Origin of the sequence: Youngiibacter multivorans (genome assembly GCF_017873395.1) — a bacterium.
GTDB classification, from domain to species: domain Bacteria; phylum Bacillota; class Clostridia; order Clostridiales; family Clostridiaceae; genus Youngiibacter; species Youngiibacter multivorans.
Genome location: NZ_JAGGKC010000022.1, coordinates 37795 through 55963, shown reverse-complemented (window position 1 = coordinate 55963; position 18169 = coordinate 37795). Strand labels below are relative to the sequence as shown.

General features: G+C 48.2%; 16 protein-coding genes. 4 read left to right on the top strand and 12 right to left on the bottom strand.

Annotated features, from left to right (window positions below; translation table 11 throughout):
* Positions 1–8 precede the first annotated feature (8 nt).
* Positions 9–1952 (bottom strand): hypothetical protein, encoded by a 1944-nt coding sequence (locus J2Z34_RS12440; RefSeq protein WP_209460194.1) that lies wholly within the window; start codon positions 1950–1952, stop codon positions 9–11.
* A 190-nt stretch (positions 1953–2142) separates the two neighbouring features.
* On the opposite strand from J2Z34_RS12440, the gene J2Z34_RS12435 reads away from it, so the two are divergent.
* From J2Z34_RS12435 to J2Z34_RS12425, 3 genes are all read left to right on the top strand, one after another.
* Positions 2143–3075: an alpha/beta hydrolase gene (locus J2Z34_RS12435; RefSeq protein ID WP_209460193.1), complete on the top strand. Its 933-nt coding sequence runs from the start codon at positions 2143–2145 to the stop codon at positions 3073–3075.
* A 123-nt stretch (positions 3076–3198) separates the two neighbouring features.
* On the top strand, positions 3199–4440 hold the full coding sequence (locus tag J2Z34_RS12430; RefSeq protein WP_209460192.1) for a DNA polymerase Y family protein: 1242 nt from the start codon (positions 3199–3201) through the stop codon (positions 4438–4440).
* A gap of 60 nt (positions 4441–4500) precedes the next feature.
* Positions 4501–4773 (top strand): hypothetical protein, encoded by a 273-nt coding sequence (locus tag J2Z34_RS12425; protein ID WP_209460191.1) that lies wholly within the window; start codon positions 4501–4503, stop codon positions 4771–4773.
* Positions 4774–4829: 56 nt separating this feature from the next.
* Here the strand turns inward: J2Z34_RS12425 and J2Z34_RS12420 are convergent, their stop codons facing one another.
* From J2Z34_RS12420 to J2Z34_RS12375, 10 genes are all read right to left on the bottom strand, one after another.
* Entirely contained in the window at positions 4830–6488 is a 1659-nt protein-coding gene (locus tag J2Z34_RS12420) for an FAD-dependent oxidoreductase (RefSeq protein WP_209460190.1), read from the bottom strand.
* 146 nt (positions 6489–6634) lie between these two features.
* Positions 6635–7276, bottom strand: coding sequence for a bifunctional phosphoribosyl-AMP cyclohydrolase/phosphoribosyl-ATP diphosphatase HisIE (hisIE, locus tag J2Z34_RS12415; RefSeq protein WP_209460189.1), 642 nt, complete (start codon positions 7274–7276; stop codon positions 6635–6637).
* The gene (hisF, locus tag J2Z34_RS12410) at positions 7269–8033 is read right to left on the bottom strand and encodes an imidazole glycerol phosphate synthase subunit HisF (protein WP_209460188.1); all 765 of its coding nucleotides are present in this window, start codon (positions 8031–8033) and stop codon (positions 7269–7271) included. The genes hisIE and hisF overlap by 8 nt, the downstream gene beginning before the upstream one ends.
* A complete protein-coding gene (gene hisA, locus J2Z34_RS12405) occupies positions 8030–8734 on the bottom strand; it encodes a 1-(5-phosphoribosyl)-5-((5-phosphoribosylamino)methylideneamino)imidazole-4-carboxamide isomerase (RefSeq protein ID WP_209460187.1) in 705 nt (234 codons plus the stop codon). Before hisA ends, hisF begins: the two co-directional genes overlap by 4 nt.
* Positions 8731–9306 (bottom strand): imidazole glycerol phosphate synthase subunit HisH, encoded by a 576-nt coding sequence (hisH, locus tag J2Z34_RS12400; protein ID WP_209460186.1) that lies wholly within the window; start codon positions 9304–9306, stop codon positions 8731–8733. The genes hisA and hisH overlap by 4 nt, the downstream gene beginning before the upstream one ends.
* Positions 9307–9882 carry an imidazoleglycerol-phosphate dehydratase HisB gene (gene hisB, locus J2Z34_RS12395; RefSeq protein ID WP_342453174.1) on the bottom strand — a complete coding sequence of 192 codons (576 nt, stop codon included), beginning with the start codon at positions 9880–9882 and terminating at the stop codon, positions 9307–9309.
* On the bottom strand, positions 9879–10868 hold the full coding sequence (locus J2Z34_RS12390; protein ID WP_209460184.1) for a pyridoxal phosphate-dependent aminotransferase: 990 nt from the start codon (positions 10866–10868) through the stop codon (positions 9879–9881). Before J2Z34_RS12390 ends, hisB begins: the two co-directional genes overlap by 4 nt.
* Positions 10865–12115, bottom strand: coding sequence for a histidinol dehydrogenase (gene hisD, locus J2Z34_RS12385; RefSeq protein WP_209460183.1), 1251 nt, complete (start codon positions 12113–12115; stop codon positions 10865–10867). The genes J2Z34_RS12390 and hisD overlap by 4 nt, the downstream gene beginning before the upstream one ends.
* Entirely contained in the window at positions 12115–12717 is a 603-nt protein-coding gene (gene hisG / locus J2Z34_RS12380) for an ATP phosphoribosyltransferase (protein ID WP_209460182.1), read from the bottom strand. The genes hisD and hisG overlap by 1 nt, the downstream gene beginning before the upstream one ends.
* A gap of 9 nt (positions 12718–12726) precedes the next feature.
* Positions 12727–13542, bottom strand: coding sequence for an ATP phosphoribosyltransferase regulatory subunit (locus J2Z34_RS12375; RefSeq protein ID WP_209460181.1), 816 nt, complete (start codon positions 13540–13542; stop codon positions 12727–12729).
* A 151-nt stretch (positions 13543–13693) separates the two neighbouring features.
* Here J2Z34_RS12375 and hisJ point away from each other — a divergent pair, with 151 nt between their 5' ends.
* The gene (gene hisJ / locus J2Z34_RS12370) at positions 13694–14467 is read left to right on the top strand and encodes a histidinol-phosphatase HisJ (RefSeq protein WP_245250719.1); all 774 of its coding nucleotides are present in this window, start codon (positions 13694–13696) and stop codon (positions 14465–14467) included.
* A 75-nt stretch (positions 14468–14542) separates the two neighbouring features.
* Here hisJ and nifJ read toward each other — a convergent pair whose 3' ends face one another.
* Positions 14543–18064: a pyruvate:ferredoxin (flavodoxin) oxidoreductase gene (gene nifJ / locus J2Z34_RS12365; protein ID WP_209460179.1), complete on the bottom strand. Its 3522-nt coding sequence runs from the start codon at positions 18062–18064 to the stop codon at positions 14543–14545.
* Between the last annotated feature and the right edge of the window lie 105 nt (positions 18065–18169).

Genomic DNA, 18169 nt, shown 5'->3' with positions numbered 1-18169 from the left:
CTTTAACATTACTGGATATCCTCATCCTCCGGTGCACCGAAGAGTTCTTCTTCAAACTCCTCCACATCGGATTTTTCATCTTCAAGCAGGAAAAGCACCGAATTGTTCATCATTATGTCTTCGAATACAACGAGCCCTTCCTTCTTGCCTATGGACTTCTCCACCGCAAGCTTTGCAGTATAGGTCTCTCCTGGCCTTATGACAATTGATTCAAGGGTAGTACCTTCCTTGTGAATCGGCCTTATCTCCACCTGCCTCTTTTTTACATCGTACTTCTGGATCAGCAGCGGATTGAAGTAGTAATCCTCTTCACCTCCGTTATGAATGGTGACTTCGTATTCCATAAGCTCCTTCTCATAGTAGGGTTCTTCAGGAATCAGCTTTCCCTTTACAGTTCCGGCAACCTCTGATATTGTTCCCGCAACCTTTTCGGTGACATTCTTGACCTTTGTCATAGTGTCTTCCGATTTGAAGGATACTTCATCATACTCTTCTCCGCCAAGAGGCTCATATGGCTCCTCGGCAGCTACATCACCGATATCAGGTATCTGAGGATCCTTGAGATCATCCTCGAACTCAGAAGACATCCTGTTCTCCTTGAACTCTTCAGCCTCTTCCCTTACCTCAGCAATCTTTTCACTTGTGTCTTCCTTGATGTCCTCTATCTTGTCATTTGCATTTTCAAGAAGAACTCCTGCGTCCTCCTGATAATCTTCAGCCTTTTCATCCGTGCCTTCTTTGATGTCTTCTATCTTATCCTTGGCCTTCTCAAGCATTTCACCGGCATCTTCCTTAAGATTCTCCGCCTTGTCTTTTGCTTTCTCAAAAAGCTCTCCAGCGTCCTCCTGGAGGTCCTCAGCCTTATCCTTTACCTTCTCGACGATCTCTCCGGCGTCTTCCTTGATATCCTCAAACTTGTCTATTGCCTTGTCCTTCAGGTTGTCCAGCTTCCTGCCGATATCCTTCAGGTCGAAATGGTTTTCCTTAAGGCCTTCTTCGATGTTTGGGGTAAAGCCTTCAGGCTTTGCTTCAGTGAACCTGTCAGTTAAATCATCCACTGTATTCGCGGCCTTATTTTTTAAATCTACAGCCTTATCCTTAAGCTCCTCGAATTTTTCCTTTGTGTCAAGCGTTCCCAGATGTGCCTGAAGCTTCGCCTCATCTACAGTCTCCTTGACGGTTTCAACGATATCTATGTCCTGTACCTTGTCTGTTATCTCTTCAAGCTTGTCGCCTGCTTCCATTTTCCCAAGCTTTATCTGGACCTTTGCCTCTTCGACTTTTTTCTTGATGCTTTCATAGCCTGAAGCCGCCTTATCCTTGATTGCACCTGCTATACCGACTCCTGTAAGGACCTCTCCCTCCTGAGTTGGATCGAAAGTTTCACCAACGGATTTGGATATCCTTACGACTATGTTGTCAGTAAGCCTGGCATTTGAGCCTTCGGCGTAGACTTTTTTAGGTACAACCTTCACTGGCTGCATGACATCTCCTGCTTCAGCCTCCAGAAGGTCCTTCTCAAGCTCCGACCATCTCTTCATCTTCACGGAATAATCTTCCTTGAGCCTTTCATTCTTAAGCTGCTGGGTCTTGTAGTAAGCATAAGCCGCTGCTGCCAGAGCACCGACTGCCACTCCTGCTGCAATCTTACCTGTATTCTTCTTCTTTTCAGGAACACCCCTTAGCGCCACCGATTTTGCCTCGTCCGCCTTGGCAGATACCAGCTCAACCACCTCATCGGCCTTCTTTGACGCAGCTGCCTGGCTTTCCTCCCTGAACTTCTCACCCTTCTCAATAAGCATCTGGGCACCCTCAAGTCCCTTCTCATATACCGATATCGCCGATTCCTTCAGGTCACTGAAGGTGTCCTTCGCTTTCGGCACCAGATCCCTTGCAAAGTCTTCACCTTTTTCTATGAACTTTTCCACCTTTTTGAACGTCTTTTTATCCATAATTAGCCTCCGATTTCAAAAGATTCGCATATTGCCTTTGTCTAAATTATACATATCATTTATATCTATTTCAGCAAATACACCAATTGTTAATGAACTATTTGCAAATGAGCTTTATTATCTTTATTTTTGTCCTCCTTGTCAAAATCAGGGTTAGTGAGGATATAATAAAGTATGGGAGGTGGTACGTTTGAAATTCGATGCATTCTGGGTGGCGGCAGGTCTTTTTGCCATAGCCCTGGCACTGGCCATCAGGTATCTTAACAGGTATGCTGGCCGTGTAATATATCCTTCTATAAAGTCCTATGAAAAGGCAAGGGAATTGCTGCTTGAAGACAATTGTCTTGACGAAGCCTATATTGAGGGTCTTGAATTTGAAGACCTCAACTTCACATCACCTTACGGGTACAACATTTACGGAAGACTCTACCCGGCAGATTCCAAGCGGTTCGTCATAATCGTGCACGGAATAACCATGAACATCGTAGGAAGCTTCAAGTACCTGCCCATGTTCCACAAGATGGGCTACAATGTAGTGGTCTATGACCAGAGGAATCATGGCAAATCTGGCGGAGAGAACACCACTTTCGGTCATTTTGAGAAATGGGACCTGAAGGTCATCACCGACTATCTCTTCAGAAGATTCGGCGATGACATATCGGTAGGCCTGCATGGAGAATCCATGGGCTCCTGTGTAGCCATACTCAACATGGCAGTGGACCAAAGGATAGCCTTCACAATAAGCGACTGCGGATTTTCAGATTTGGCTGACCTGCTTCTTATAAGGTTCAGGGAAGAGACGAATATCAAGTCAAAAAAGCTCCTTGCAGCCACCAACCTGTTCATAAGAAGCAAGGCAGGCTTCTCGATAGATGATGTATCGCCCATCAGGGAGCTGCCTGGAATAGCGAATCCGATCCTTTTCATCCACGGCGAGGATGACACTTACATCCCAATGAAGATGTCAAAGAGCATGTTCAGCTTTAAGCTCAACAAGAAGTTCCTCTATACCGTCAAGGGTGCAGGGCATTCAAAATCCTTCGCTGCAGACAGCAGGGAATATGAGAAGGTCGTATGCTGCTTCCTTGGTGAAGTATACGGAAACGGACCGGACTGCGAATAATGAATCTTAACCACCGGTATAACCGATTAGAAAGCCTCTGTGCAATTTAGCCCAGAGGCTTTCTCACGCTTCTTTACATCGAACACGTGTTCTGTTATACTGAAATTGACCGGAGGGATCTTTATGGAGAGAACTATTTTTCACGTTGACGTCAATTCGGCATACCTTTCCTGGAGCGCGGTATGGGACCTGCAGCACGGAGCGGAGGTTGACCTGAGGGAAATACCTGCCATAGTCGGAGGCAATCCTGAGACAAGGCATGGCATAGTCCTTGCAAAATCAATACCAAGCAAGAAGTATGGGATAAAGACAGGTGAGACGCTTTTTTCCGCATTCTTCAAATGTCCGAACCTTACTGTGGTTCCGCCGAAGTACTCCCAGTACCTGAAGGCAAGCAATGCCATGGTCGAGGTGCTGAAGGAATACTCCCCTCTTGTCGAAAGGTATTCAGTTGATGAATGCTTCATGGACATGGGGCTGATATCAAGGGAGGAAGCCGTCTCAACTGCAACAAGGCTAAAGGACCAGGTAAAGGATGAGCTTGGCTTCACTGTAAATGTGGGTGTTTCCGACAGGAAGCTTCTGGCGAAGATGGGCTCCGACCTGAAGAAGCCTGACAGGGTCCACACCCTGTTTCCTGACGAGATAGAAGAGAAGATGTGGCCGCTTCCCGTGGAAGACATGTTCATGGTAGGACCTGCAACGACAAAGAAGCTGAAGGATATGAACATAAGGACAATCGGGGAGCTTGCCGCAGCGGATCCCAAATTTCTTCACGAGAAGTTCAAGAAGTATGGACTCATGATATCGGCGTATTCAAGGGGACTGGATATCTCAACGGTCAAGGCCGGGACCATACCCATGAAGGGAATGGGAAATTCAACCACTCTGCCCTTTGACTTCACTGACAGGATATCCTGCCACAACGTCATGCTTTCACTCTGCGAGACTCTCATGCCAAGGCTCAGGGATGCTGAGAAGCTTGCTAAGTGCATCGCGATACACATAAGGGGAACGGACCTGGTAACTGCTTCAAGGCAGACCACGCTATACAGGGCAACGGATTCCACCACAATGGTAATGGAAACGGCCTGCAGTTTGTTTGACTCCCTCTGGGACGGCTCTCCCGTAAGGCATCTCGGCATAGCCCTGTCTCAGCTCAAGGACACTGATGTGGAGCAGCTGTGCCTCCTGAAAAGCAAAAGCGAGGAAAAGAGCGAAAAGATAGACCGGGTCATAGATACCCTTCGGAAAAACTTCGGGGACAATTCGGTGATAAGGGCCACGTTCCTAAATTCTCCCGTAGGCCCCTTCTCAGGCGGCGTGGAGGAAAAGGACTACGTGTTCATGAGCAGTCTCCTGTAGACCAATACAAAAAAGAGGAGGAAGGGAAATGTGCTGCGCATTAGGGGGAAGCGCATTTTCATGGGAGTTATGAAAGTGCTTGCAAAACCAATAGAGATGGTTGCCTGGTTCGACTTCAAGGGAACGATACACCCCATAAGGTTCAGGCTCCTTGGGGAAGACGGCAAATATGCCACAATAGCCGTAAGGAGCGTACAGGCAAGAAAAAAGGAGAAGCTTGCAGGGAATGTGATGCAGGTGTTTCTCTGCCAGGGAATCGTGAACGAGACAGAGGTTCTATTCGAGCTCAAATATGAGAAGGACACGGACCAATGGACTCTCTTCAAGATGTAGAAAATGCCGCGGAAAGTTTATCCGCGGCATTTTCCATAATTTCAGTCTCTCTAATATCAGTCTCTCTTCTTCTTCTGCGTCCTGTAGTTGGTGTTTCCGCCTGAGATGTTGTATACCATGGTGAATCCATTATTCAGCAGGATGTTCTGGACGGCATTTCCGGTAGTGCCCTTGTTGCAGTAGGCTATAACAGGCTTGTCCCTGTCTAATCCGGAAAGCTTCTCCCTTACAGTCTCGTGCGGCATGCTTACGGCTCCTTCCACATGGCCTTCCATATACTGTCCGGCAGCCCTCGCATCGATTATCTGTACCTCTTCGCCGTCGTAGGTTCCGTTTCCGATTAGCCTTGGGTCTGCAATGCTTCGGCCTCCTCGCATGGCGTTGTCCAGTATCATTCCTGTGTACATTACAGGGTCCTTGGTTGTCGAGAATGGAGGAGCATAGGCAAGGTCAAGGTGGAACAGGTCTTCAGCTCTTGCGCCAAAGGATATTGCAGTCACGAACACGTCAATCCTCTTGTCAACTCCGCCGTAGCCGACGATCTGGACGCCCAGGAGCCTTCCTGTTTTCCTGTCCGCAACCGATTTTATGACCATTTCCTTTCCGCCATAATACGTGGGCCTGTCAGGCTTGATGTTATGGGACACTTCGATATCATAGCCTTCGGCAATAGCCTCTCTCTCGGTAAGGCCTGTCTGCCCAACAGTCATGTCAAACACCCTGAATATTCCGGTTCCGAGCACTCCCCTGAATTCAAGGCTGTCATTGAAGATGGCGTTACCAGCTATCCTTCCGGTCTTGTTGGCTGTGGAGCCCAGAGGTCTGTATACAGGCTTCCCTGTGATCAGGCTGAAGCTCTCTGCGCAGTCGCCGCACGCATAAATGTCCGGTATGCTTGTCCTCATGGATTTGTCTGTGCGTATTGCCCCCGACTGTCCGGTTTCAATTCCGCAATTCTTTGCAAGTGTCGTCTCAGGCCTTACTCCGATTGCAAGAATCACCATATCTGCACTTATGGTTTCGCCGGATTCAAGAGTTACACCTGATACGGTTCCTTCACCCTCTATGGATGTTGCCGAGGTCCCCAGGTGAAGAATGACACCCTTTTTTTCAAGGTAGTCCCTAAGATAGTTTGACATGTCGCTGTCGAGTCCCGGAGTAACCTGAGGAAGCTTCTCCACCATATGGACTTCAAGTCCGTTCTTTACCAGCACCTCGCAGAGCTCCAGCCCTATGAAGCCGGTCCCGACGATTACAGCCCTTTTCGGAGATTTCGACCTGAGGAAATCCCTTATCCTGTCTGCACTTTGGACGTTCCTTAAGGTGAACACTCCGTCCAGGGAAACCCCATCCATTTGTGGGACAAACGGCCTTGCTCCGGTTGAGATGATCAGCTTGTCATAGGCTTCCTCATATTCCCTGCCGTCATTAAGGTCCCTGACCTTTAGAACCTTGCCATTTGGGTCGATATCCAGCACCTCATGGGAGGTCCTTACATCGACATTGTACTTCTCCCTGAAGAAGGCAGCATCCCTTGGAACAAGCTCGCTCCTCTTCTCCACTTCTCCGCCTATGTAGTAAGGCAGTCCGCAGCCTGAATAGGATATGTCCACATCCTTCTCGAATATTATGATTTCAGCATCCTCGCTGTTCCTTCTTGCCTTTGCAGCAGCAGATGTTCCGCCTGCTACAGCGCCTATTATCAGTATCCTCATGTATTTCCCTCCATATTTCCGAATTATCATATCTAATTATATCGATATGACCTTCATTATGGAAGGTTTCACTGAAGAATTAACACAAACGCAACAAAAGGCACCTCTGATAGATACCATTAGGTATCCATCGGTGTGCCTTAATGTCAATATTCCTCAACCTCGCGGCGAGTGCCCTTGAAGTTCTTCTTTTTCATGTGCCTTGCGTGAAGCACCTTTTCCACGTCGCTTATGCTGACTCCCCTCTCGAATAGGAGCACAGACAGGTGGTAAAGGACGTCTGCGGCTTCGTTTGCCAGTTCTTCACGGTCTGAATTCTTTGCGGCAATCACAGCCTCGAAGCTTTCTTCGCCGAACTTCTTTGCGATCTTGTCAATTCCTGATGTCAGAAGATAGTTGGTATAGGAGCCCTCTTCCGGACTCTCGGACCTTTCCCTTACAGTATCCTCAAGGTCCTTCAACGTGAAGGAAACATCAAGGTCGAAGCAGCTTTCAGTGTTCCTGTGGCAGGTGGGTCCCGCCGGATCAACCTGGAGCAGAAGAGCGTCGCTGTCACAGTCAAGATGCATATCCTTTACGACCTGCACATGCCCGCTTGATTCTCCCTTCATCCAGAGCCTTCCCTTGCTCCTGGAGAAGAACCATACGACACCTTCAGCACAAGTGCGCCTGAAGGCCTCCTCGTCCATGTATCCTACCATCAGCACGTTCTTGTTAGTATGGTGCTGCAGCACCGCTGTAAGAAGCCCTTTAGTAAAATCAGGCTTCATTTCGCTGTAATCAGACATTCCTTATTGCAACCCCTTCCTTCGCACAGGCTTCCTTGACCTCGGCTATGCTAACCTGTTCATCGTGGAATATTGATGCTGCAAGTCCTGCAGAAACATCGGTCTCCTTGAACAGATCTACGAAGTGCCTGGCGTTTCCTCCTCCTCCGGAGGCTATTATCGGTATGTTTACGATTGACATCAGCTTCTTGAGAAGCCTGTGGTCGAAACCCTGCTTCATGCCGTCGTAGTCCATGCTTGTAACAAGAAGCTCACCTGCTCCAAGGTCCTGGACGCGCTTTGCCCATTCAAGGGTCAAGACTTCTGTTGGCCTTTTTCCGCCATGGGTATAGCAGAACCAGTCACCCTTCTCCTCGTCCCATTTAGCGTCAATGGCAACACAGGTACACTGGGCTCCGAACATCTCCGATGAACGCCTGACGAGGTCAGGGTCCCTTAGCGCCGCAGAATTAAGGCTCACCTTATCCGCTCCGGCATTCAGCATCCTTGATATGTCTTCAACCGACTTGAGCCCTCCGCCTACTGTCATTGGTATGAACAGCTGCTCAGCTGTCCTCCTTATGACATCGACCATGAGCGCATGTCCCGTCTCAGTTGCAGATATGTCAAGGAAAACCAGCTCGTCAGCACCAAGGTCATTGTACCTCTTAGCCATTGCCACAGGGTCGCCGACCTCCCTTAGCCCTTTGAACTGTATGCCCTTGACCACGATGCCGTCCTTGACATCCAGGCAGGGTATTATCCTTTTCTTGATCACTTTACATCCCTCCAGAATTCAGGGGTGTTTGCCGCCTTTCCTACGATTGCGGCATGGACTCCGAGAGCATCGAGACGCATTATGTCATCCATGCTCCTGACGCCTCCTGAAGCGGTGACCGGATGGACTGAGAGCCTTGAAAGCTTTGCTGTTAGCTCGAAGTTCGGTCCTGACATTCTGCCATCCTTTGAGATGTCCGTGAATATTATCCCGCCAAGTGGAATCTTGTTTGAACGCTCCACGACCTCATATATGGTTTCACCAGTCTCTTCGGTCCATCCGTTCACCGAGACCATCTCTTCCCTCGCATCAAGACCCAGGTAGATTTTGCCAGGAAAGGCATTGGCCATCTCGGCAAGCCACTCCGGCTCCTTGAGGCCTTTGGTCCCAACTATGAGGTAGGAGGCTCCGGCTTCAAGATATGACTCTATGATCTCCCTGGAGCGTATGCCTCCTCCTATTTCAACAGGCAGCGGGCATTTCTTGATGAGACCCCTTATGAATTCAGATTCCTCAGGACCTTTCTTCAAGGCCCCCATGAGGTCTACTATATGTATCCTTTTTACCATGCTGAAGCCGGAATAGAAGGCTATAGCCTCCTCAGGCGTTCTTTCCATTTCAGTGCTGGTTCCATAGTCTCCTTCAGTAAGCCTTACGCTCTTGCTGTGTATGAGGTCTATAGCCGGCCAGATTTCAATCATAGGAACCCTCCTTTCAGTGCCTTGTCAAGTATGGCAAGTCCCGCATATCCGCTTTTTTCCGGATGGAACTGTATCCCTATGAGGGAGCCCTTCTGGACTATTGCTGTTATCTTTTGACCGTAGTCAGCCCATGCAACCACGTTCTCATCTGTGGCCACCTTGTAGGAATGTATGAAGTATACGTCCTCTTCAAGGCTTCCGTCCTTTGTCAAAAGCGTATTCCAGCCAAGATGAGGTACAGGAAGGTCGCTTTTGATCAGTTCGACTTTTCCCGGAAGATAACTGAGTCCGTCCACATCACCCTCCTCGCTGTGAGAAAAGAGAAGCTGCATTCCCAGGCAGATCCCTATGAAGGGCTTTGACCTTCTGAGCTGGTCAAGCACTGGTATGAGACCTTCCTCGTTAAGCCTGTCCATTGCAGCCTTGAAGTGGCCTACACCCGGCAATATGACGTGCGTTGCTTCTGCAAGGACCAGAGGGTCCTTTGTGAGCACTACTTCATATCCGAGGTATTTCAGTGCATTCTTCAGGTTCTGGATGTTGCCCAGTCCGTAGTCTACTAAAGCGACCATCTATAGCACGCCCTTTGATGAGGGCACCCTGCCCGACTGGGACGGAGAAAGAGCGATTCTTACGCTCTGTGCAAAGGACTTGAATATCGATTCTATCTCATGATGGGAGTTTCCTCCTCTGATAAGGTCGATATGTACTGTATACCTGGCGTTAATGACAAGTGCCCTGAAGAATTCCTCCACGAGCTCAGTGTCAAAGGTGCCAACCTTTTCTGTCGAGAATCTTGCTCCAAATGAAAGGTAAGGCCTTCCGCTGACATCAGTAACAGTCCTTGATAAAGTCTCATCCATCGGCACGTATGCATGTCCATATCTGGTTATTCCGGCCTTGTCAGCTGACATCTCAGAAAGCAGCAGTCCGAGGACTATACCTACATCCTCAACAGTATGGTGGTCGTCAACCATCACATCACCGTCGACTGTACAGTTCAGTATGAAATGGCCATGGAACGCGAAAAGGTCGAGCATGTGGTCCAGGAATCCGACACCTGTGTCGATGCTCGACGGTCCTGTCCCCTTCTCGATAGATATGCTTATCTTTGTTTCGCCGGTCTCCCTTGTCATCTTGTAAATCAAAGCTTTGCCCTCCATTCCTTAAGGACCTCATGAAGTCTTTCCAGATCCTTTTCTTCAGCTATAGAATATCTTACCACGTCCTTTAGACGTTCGTCCTTGTAGAGCCTTGGCAGAAATCCCTTCTCCATGATGTATTCTCCAAGTGAGGGAGCATTCTTGCCATACGTAAATACGAAGTTGGTCTCGCTTGGAAGCACTTCAATAACATCAGAGACCGTATCCCTGAAGATCTCCTTCAGCTTGTCCGAAAGTGCTCTCTGTCTGCTGAAGAATGTCCTCAGATCCTCCTCGTGGGTAAGGAGGTAGGTTCCGATATTAAGTGACAGGGAATTTACAGGATACGGATGAGCTATCGAATTAAGCATCTCGATAGTGTTTCTTGTCGATACAGCTACTCCTATCCTGAGACCTGCAAGCCCGTATATCTTGGACAGTGTCCTTATGGTGATGACATTGTCCCCCGCCGGCTTATCATAGGTCTTGCTTGAAAACTCCAGGTACGCCTCATCTACCACCAGATATCCTCCGGATTCTGTGACAGCATCTGCAATTGCCTGTACGAAGGAGTCGCTGTGCATGGCTCCCGTTGGGTTGTTAGGCTGCGAAAATATGAAGAAGGAAGGCTTGTGCTCCCTAATGGCCTGTACGGTCCTCTCCTCGTCAAATGTGAAATCGTCATTGCAGGGGACCTTGATCACAGGTCTCTTAAGCTGCCTGGCATAGCCCTCGTACATTGAAAAATCAGGGTCAAGGGTCATCATAGGCCCGTCTCCGAGAAGTATCATGAACTTCTGTATCCATTCATCAGATCCGTTTGCAATTGCTATGCACTGCGGATCCAGGTGATGGAACTTGGCGTACGCCTCAACGAACCTGTCGTGCTCCTCTGCAGGATACCTGAAGAAAGGCGTTTCCTGTATGATTTCCCTGATCTTCTCCTCTGAAAGCGACGGAACGGGGCTTTCATTCTTGTTTATCCTTATCATGCTCTTTCCCCCATTCTTATAGATACAGAATCCCTGTGAGCAGCGAGCGATTCTTCGTTTGCTATGGCAACTGCAGCAGCTGCGCATTCCATGAATGTTTCCCTGCTTAAGGAAATGACTGAATTTGTCCTCAGGAAATCATTCACGGAGAGTCCGCTTGCAAACCTTGCGTTGCCGGAGGTCGGAAGCACATGGCTTGGACCTGCTGAGTAATCTCCGATAGCCTCTGGAGAGTATTCTCCGATGAATATTGCTCCCGCAGTCCTGACTTTCTCAACATAGTCTTCTGCGTCAGCAGTCTGTATGGACACATGCTCTCCGGCTATGAGGTTAACGATCTCTATGCTTTCGTCCTTCCCTGAAGTAAGTATAGCGTAATGGTTGTTCTCGAGGCTCTCTTCTATGACCTTTAACCTGGGCTGAAGCAGCTTCTGCTTCTTGAGTTCTTCCTCAATAGACGACAGGACTTTCTCGTCTGAGCTTATGAGGAAGGTCCTTGCCATCTCATCGTGCTCAGCCTGTGCAAGTATGTCGAGTGCCACCCATTCTTTGTTCGCGGTATGGTCAGCTACTATCACTATCTCAGATGGGCCGGCGATTGAGTCTATTCCAACATCTCCATAGACAAGCTTCTTGGCCAGAGCAACGTACTGGTTGCCAGGCCCTACTATCTTGTCAACCCTTGGTATGGTTTCCGTTCCATATGCCAGCGCGGCGACAGCCTGGGCTCCGCCGGTCTGGTAAACCCTGTCGACACCAGAGATGTAGCATGCGGCCAGTGTTGCCCTGTTGATACCGTCCTTCTGAGGCGGAGTCACAACGATGATCTCCTCCACTCCAGCTACCCTTGCAAGGACTGCAGTCATGAGTACAGTCGAAGGATAGCTTGCCTTTCCTCCCGGAACATATATGCCAACTCTCCTGAGAGCATGCACCTTCTGGTAAAGCTCGGATTTTTCCATCTGCTTCCACATTATTGACTTCTGGTATTTCTCGATGTTTCTCTTTGAAAGCTCAAGTGCTTCCTTAAGCTTCTCATCAAGTTCGGACCAGGCCTTTTCCAATTCGGACCTGGGCACCAAAAGCTCATTTACCTCTACCTTGTCGAACTTCAGTGAGAACGCCTTAATCGCTTCGTCTCCCTTTTCCCTTACCTCTTTTATGATCTCCAGCACTGAGGCTGCCTTACTGAAGTCAAGGGTATCCATTTCCTTATATGCCTTCTTGAATGCTTCTGCACTTATCATCATTTCACCTTCAGTCGCTCTATGATTGCCTGTATCTCGTCATATTTTATGAAGTACGCATGCTTGTTTGAGATAAGCCTCGCGTTTATCTTATCCAGGGTGACCCTTTCCTTCAATCCGTTCTTCTTCAGAGTATCCCCGGACTGTACGATATCGACAATGGCATCAGCCATTCCGATTACTGCCGCAAGCTCAACAGACCCCTTCAGAGGTATGATCTTAACTGGCTGCATTATCGAGTCGAAGTACCTTCTCGTATAGTTGACATACTTTGTGGCTATTACGTCATACTTCTTCTTAGCCTCAGTGCTGGCTATGGTGAAATGACAGAAGCCGAACGGAAGGTCCATGAGACTGTTCACGCCCGTTTCGCTCTCCATGAGTATGTCACTGCCTGTGATTCCAAGCTCAGCTATTCCTTCAGCAACGTAGGTCGGAACATCGTCCCCCTTTACCAGCAGAAATCGAACATCCCCGGCTTCAACAACCAGTTCCCTGGTGACCTTGGAGAGGGCTTCAACCCATTCGGTGATTCCTCTCTCTTCTATATACTTGATAAAATCTGTATACTGCCTTCCCTTAGACAGCGCTATTGTAATCATTTGTTCCTCCTATCCGTTGATTCCCATTCCAAATGCCTTTGAAGAGCTTGTGTACTGCCCTCCTGAAGCTTGTGGCTCAGTCTCGTTCTTTTGATAGAGCTGTATGAATATGCCCCTGTAATATGATTGTCTTGGCATTACAAGAGTATCGATATATACGTTCTCGATGGAAAGCTTCCTTAGCTTGTCCTCCCATACCTTGAGGTCTTCGATTTCCTGGGCAAGCTCAGGGAATCTTCCTGCAATGTATTCAAGCTGGTCTTCAGGTCTTACCTGCATCAGTCCGATTACAGGATGGTCCTTTGAAAGAGCATGCGAAAGAGCATCCCTGTTCCTCTCGGAAACAAGTCTGTGGATCATCGGATCCTCCATCTGGTCCTTCGTCAGAAGCTTCTTCAGGAGCTTGTTGTGAGAAATCACCGCTATGGATATGTTCTTCTTCAGATGCTCAGTCATGAATGCGAGGACATCCGAAAGGACCTCCTGCTGTGCAGCTATGTCGGAGGTAAAGGTCTCGACTCCCATCTGGTGAATGGTTCCGGATTTCTTGTATACCATTCCGGCATAGGCGATCTTTTCAGCCTCAAGCTCATACTGCTTCCTGTACCTGACAATCGAGTTCGTCCAGTCGCTCCGAAGAGCGTGAAGAATCCCGCCGTCCGTCCAGGAATGCCTCTTGTCCATCATCTTCTGGTCATCAAGTGTGATGCTTCCCCAATTGAAGGTCTCGACCACATTGAGGTCCACAAGGTCATAGCCAAGCTTGCTCATGAACCTTAGAAAATCCATCTCCTGCTTTTTTGTCTTGATAATCGTGTCATTCATAGTTATCCTGTTCAAGAAATCACTCCCATCCAATCTGAGGATAAGGCCGGATGTACCGTCAGCCTGTAATTGTCCTTCCTCTGTATGATAATATATAGTAACATAGATGTGAATATTAATGCAAACAAAGGAGGCTTTATTCGTGATCGACATGCATATGCACACAGACTACTGCCCTCATGCCTCGAGGGACAAGGCAGAGGATTACATTCTGAAGTCAATCGAAAAAAATATTGTGGAAATCGCCTTCACTGAGCATGCGCCGCTTCCAATGGATGACACGGTGCCCGCTAAGGACAGCGCGATGATAAGTTCTGATGTTAACGCTTATCTTAAGGAGATAAGCATGCTCAAGGAAAAGTACACGGACAGGATCATAGTCAATGCCGGGTTCGAGATAGACTACATAGAGGGTAAGGAAAATGAAACCATTGAGTTTCTGAAACACAATCCCGAAACAATACCCTACTCCATTCTAAGCGTACACTTCGTTCTTATTGACGGCAAGTACTTCTGCATCGACTATTCACCTGAATCCTTCATGGAAAAGGCTGATAAGGTCGGCTATGAGGCGCTTGTGAAAGCCTATGAGGATACATTGATGAAGGCCCTTTCTAAACCTTATGGAAGTCTTACTCCAAAAAGGATAGGACACATTGACCTTATAAAGAAGTTCAAAAGGTTCCATGGCAGGAGCCATGACATGGACCTGGGCAGAATACTTGAAGCTGTAAAGAAAAACGGATACTCCCTGGACATCAACACTTCGGGCTACGACAAGGAATACTGCCGTGAACCCTACCCTTCCATTGATATCATAAGGAAAGCAGTTTCAATGGGAATACCTGTTGTCACAGGTTCTGACGCCCATAGTGCGAAAGAGGTTGGAAGGCACTTTGACAAGGTCAGTGAGTTTACTCTCTGAAAAAATAATCCAATGGATATAATAGATAATTTGAATGGAAAAGGGATCGCCAATCTGGCGATCCCTTTAAATTTTCTAGTAAACCTGAGCTGCAAGTCTCTTGTAGCCTTCCAGTCTTTCCTTCGCATCCTTCTCTGTCTTTGCGAACAGAGCTTCTGCAACGTCCGGATAAGCCTGCTTGAGTGAGGAATACCTTACTTCGCTGTCTATGAACTCTCTGAAGCTCTTTGTAGGCTCCTTTGAATCCAAAGTGAATGGGTTCTTTCCCTCTTCCTTGAGAAGCGGGTTGTACCTGTAAAGCGACCAGTATCCTGACTCTACCGCTCTCTTGGTCTGCTCCTGGCTGAAGCCCATTCCAAGCTTCAGTCCCTGGTTGATGCATGGAGCGTATCCAATGATAAGTGACGGTCCGTCGTATGCTTCAGCCTCTGTAAGGGCCTTTATGAGCTGGTTCTTATCAGCTCCCATGCCGACCTGTGCCACATATACATATCCATAGCTCATAGCCATCATTCCGAGGTCTTTCTTCTTTGTCCTCTTTCCTGATGCTGCGAACTTGGCGATTGCTGCTGTTGGAGTAGACTTGGATGACTGTCCGCCTGTGTTGGAGTAGACTTCAGTATCGAATACGAATACGTTGATGTCCTCGCCTGTTGCAAGAACGTGGTCAAGTCCGCCGTATCCGATGTCATATGCCCATCCGTCTCCACCGAAGATCCACTGGCTCTTCTTGGTCATGTAGTCCTTGTTCTCATAGAGCTCCTTGGCTGCCGGGAACTTGTCAACTGCTTCCTTAAGTACAGGAAGAAGTGCTGCCCTTGCTGCCTTTGACCCTTCACCGCTGGTGAAGTTGTCAACGAAGTTCTGAAGCGCTGCCTTAAGGTCTGCCGATGCTGATTCTTCTGCAAGAAGGGATTCAGCAAGAGGAAGAAGCTTGGCTCTCTGAGCGTTATTTCCGAGGTATATTCCAAGTCCGAACTCGGCATTGTCCTCGAAGAGTGAGTTCGCCCATGCCGGACCCTGTCCGAGATGGTTTGTTGTGTAGACTGTAGCAGGTGCCGAAGCTCCCCATATTGATGAGCATCCGGTAGCGTTCGCTATCATCATCCTGTCTCCGAAGAGCTGGGTGATAAGCTTAGCGTATGGTGTCTCACCGCAGCCTGCACATGCGCCTGAGAACTCGAGAAGCGGCTGTTCGAACTGGCTTCCCTTAAGTGTGTTCTTGCTCATCGGATTAGCCTTTGGAGAAACTTCAAGCGCATAATCCCAGTTTGGAAGCTCATGCATCTGAGTCTCGATTGGCTTCATTACGAGAGCCTTGTTAGGTGCAGGGCATATCTGTGCGCAGTTTCCGCAGCCTGTGCAGTCAAGCACTGATACCTGTATCTTGTATCCGTAGTCTGCGAATGCCTTGCCGCCGATTGCCTTCTTTGTTGCGAATCCTTCCGGAGCTTTCTCTATCTCAGCCTGATCCAGGAGGAACGGTCTGATTACAGCGTGAGGACATACATACGAGCACTGGTTGCACTGTATGCAGTTGTCTATCTGCCACTCAGGAACGTTGACTGCTATTCCTCTCTTCTCGAAGGCTGATGTTCCCATTGGGAATGTTCCGTCTTCTCTTCCAAGGAATGCTGAAACAGGCAGCTTGTCGCCTTCCTGTGCATTGATCGGTCTGAGAAGCTTCTCTATGAATTCAGGTACGGCCTTCTCGTCTGCCTTTGCATCTGCAGCCTCAGCCCACGATGCAGGAATCTCAACCTTGACAAGTGCGTTTACACCCCTGTCGATAGCTTCGTTGTTCATTGCGACGATCTTTTCGCCCTTCTTGCCGTATGATTTGTAAACGGCGTCCTTAAGCTGCTTTACAGCATCCTCTACAGGAATTATGTTAGCAAGCTTGAAGAATGCTGACTGCATGATCATGTTGATCCTTGAGCCAAGTCCAATCTCTGAAGCAATAGCCTGTGCATCGAGGATATAGAACTTTATCTCGTTCTTTGCGATGAAGTTCTTCATCTTTGCTGGAAGCCTTGTCTCAAGCTCTTCAACGGTCCACGAACAGTTCAGAAGGAATGTTCCTCCAACCTTAAGTCCTGTGAGCACGTCATACTTGTCTACATATGATGGGTTGTGGCATGCTACGAAGTCCGCGTTCTGTATGAGGTACGGGCTCCTTATCTTCTCTTTTCCGAATCTCAGGTGTGAAACTGTTATTCCGCCTGACTTCTTTGAGTCATATGAGAAGTAACCCTGCGCGTACATGTCAGTGCCGTCGCCTATGATCTTTATGGCTGACTTGTTGGCTCCGACAGTTCCGTCTGAACCAAGTCCCCAGAACTTGCACTGTACTGTGCCAGGTGCTGAAGTGTTTATCGGCTCATGCTTGGCAAGGCTTGTAAATGTTACGTCATCCTCTATTCCAAGAGTGAATCCGTTCTTTACTTCGTTGAACTTAAGATTCTCATATACTGCGAATATCTGGTCTGGAGTAACATCCTTGGAACCAAGTCCATATCTTCCGCCAACGATGACAGGTCTCTGCTCTGATTCATAGAATGCATTCCTTACATCCTGGTAAAGCGGCTCTCCGGCTGATCCGGGTTCCTTTGTCCTGTCAAGTACTGCGATCTTCTTTGCAGTCTTTGGAATTGCGTTAAGGAAGTTCTTTGTAGCGAATGGTCTGTAAAGATGTACGTTTACGAGACCTACCTTTTCGCCCTTCTTCATCAGGTAGTCGATTACTTCGGAAGCTGTATCGCAAACCGAACCCATCGCAACGATGACATACTCTGCATCTTCAGCTCCATAGTAGTTGAAAAGCTGGTAGTTTCTTCCGGTAAGCTTGTTGATCTCCTCCATGTAGCCTTCTACTATCTCTGGAATCGCATCGTAGAATCTGTTGGAAGCTTCTCTTCCCTGGAAGTAGATGTCAGGATTCTGAGCTGTTCCCCTTGTTACAGGTCTCTCTGAATTGAGGGAGTTTGCCCTGAATGCTGCAACAGCATCCTTGTCAAGCAGAGCTTCAAGTTCGTCATATTCAATGACTTCAACCTTCTGCACTTCTGCAGATGTCCTGAATCCGTCAAAGAAGTTGAGGAACGGAACTCTTCCCTTTATTGCAGAAAGATGTGCAACTCCGGCAAGGTCCATGACCTCCTGAACGTTTGACTCTGCAAGCATCGCGAAACCGGTCATCCTTGCTGCCATAACATCCTGATGGTCTCCGAATATTGAAAGCGCGTGTGCTGCAAGTGCTCTTGCACTTACATGGAACACTCCTGGCAGGAGTTCTCCGGCAATCTTGTACATGTTTGGAAGCATGAGCAGAAGCCCCTGTGATGCTGTGTAGGTTGTGGTCAGAGCACCGCCCTGCAGTGATCCGTGAACTGCTCCTGCGGCTCCCGCCTCAGACTGCATCTCAGTGACCTTTACTGGCTGACCGAAAATGTTCTTCAGTCCTTTTGATGCCCATTCGTCCACACTCTCAGCCATAGTGGATGATGGTGTGATTGGAAATATCGCTGCTACATCTGTGAAAGCGTACGAAATGTGCGCCGCAGCGGTGTTTCCATCCATGGTTTTCATTTTTCTCATGTTTGTAACCTCTCCCTTAAACATATTTGAAATCCGGCCTAAAGATTTCATTGGTGCAGTTTACCTGCATAGGTTGGATAAAAATTTGCGTGCAATTATGCACTG

Excerpts from the sequence above, each read along its gene's own strand:
- J2Z34_RS12440 (WP_209460194.1), bottom strand. The coding sequence starts at position 1,952 with ATGGATAAAAAGACGTTCAAAAAGGTGGAAAAGTTCATAGAAAAAGGT.
- J2Z34_RS12430 (WP_209460192.1), top strand. The coding sequence starts at position 3,199 with ATGGAGAGAACTATTTTTCACGTTGACGTCAATTCGGCATACCTTTCC.
- J2Z34_RS12425 (WP_209460191.1), top strand. The coding sequence starts at position 4,501 with ATGGGAGTTATGAAAGTGCTTGCAAAACCAATAGAGATGGTTGCCTGG.
- J2Z34_RS12420 (WP_209460190.1), bottom strand. The coding sequence starts at position 6,488 with ATGAGGATACTGATAATAGGCGCTGTAGCAGGCGGAACATCTGCTGCT.
- hisIE (WP_209460189.1), bottom strand. The coding sequence starts at position 7,276 with ATGTCTGATTACAGCGAAATGAAGCCTGATTTTACTAAAGGGCTTCTT.
- hisA (WP_209460187.1), bottom strand. The coding sequence starts at position 8,734 with ATGATTGAAATCTGGCCGGCTATAGACCTCATACACAGCAAGAGCGTA.
- hisH (WP_209460186.1), bottom strand. The coding sequence starts at position 9,306 with ATGGTCGCTTTAGTAGACTACGGACTGGGCAACATCCAGAACCTGAAG.
- J2Z34_RS12390 (WP_209460184.1), bottom strand. The coding sequence starts at position 10,868 with ATGATAAGGATAAACAAGAATGAAAGCCCCGTTCCGTCGCTTTCAGAG.
- hisD (WP_209460183.1), bottom strand. The coding sequence starts at position 12,115 with ATGATAAGTGCAGAAGCATTCAAGAAGGCATATAAGGAAATGGATACC.
- hisG (WP_209460182.1), bottom strand. The coding sequence starts at position 12,717 with ATGATTACAATAGCGCTGTCTAAGGGAAGGCAGTATACAGATTTTATC.
- J2Z34_RS12375 (WP_209460181.1), bottom strand. The coding sequence starts at position 13,542 with ATGAATGACACGATTATCAAGACAAAAAAGCAGGAGATGGATTTTCTA.
- hisJ (WP_245250719.1), top strand. The coding sequence starts at position 13,694 with ATGCATATGCACACAGACTACTGCCCTCATGCCTCGAGGGACAAGGCA.
- nifJ (WP_209460179.1), bottom strand. The coding sequence starts at position 18,064 with ATGAGAAAAATGAAAACCATGGATGGAAACACCGCTGCGGCGCACATT.